This window comes from Vibrio sp. 10N.222.49.C9 (assembly GCF_041474985.1).
GTDB classification, from domain to species: Bacteria; Pseudomonadota; Gammaproteobacteria; order Enterobacterales; family Vibrionaceae; genus Vibrio; species Vibrio crassostreae_C.
Genome location: NZ_JBFRVD010001459.1, coordinates 1 through 237 on the forward strand (window position 1 = coordinate 1; position 237 = coordinate 237).

The 237-nt window shown below is 47.7% G+C and carries 1 protein-coding gene; it reads left to right on the top strand.

Annotated features, from left to right (window positions below; translation table 11 throughout):
- Positions 1-237 (top strand): glycine betaine ABC transporter substrate-binding protein (locus tag AB4585_RS28750; protein WP_372172190.1); only part of this gene is annotated, 237 nt, incomplete at both ends.

A 237-nucleotide genomic window follows, 5' to 3' on the forward strand; every position in this document is an offset into this window, starting at 1 on the left:
AAAAAGGCCAACCTGATATCGCTCCAGAACTTTGGACAAACTCCGTTAAAGACGCCGTTGAAAAAGGCGTTGAAGAAGGTCGTCTAGCCTACGCAGGCAAAGCCCTTGTTGATGGCGGTGAAGAAGGCTTCTGGGTGCCATCCTACCTTGTTGAAGAGTATCCAGAGCTAGCAACAATCGAAGGCGTTAAAAAACACGCGAAACTATTTAAACACCCTGAAGACCCAGATATGGCAG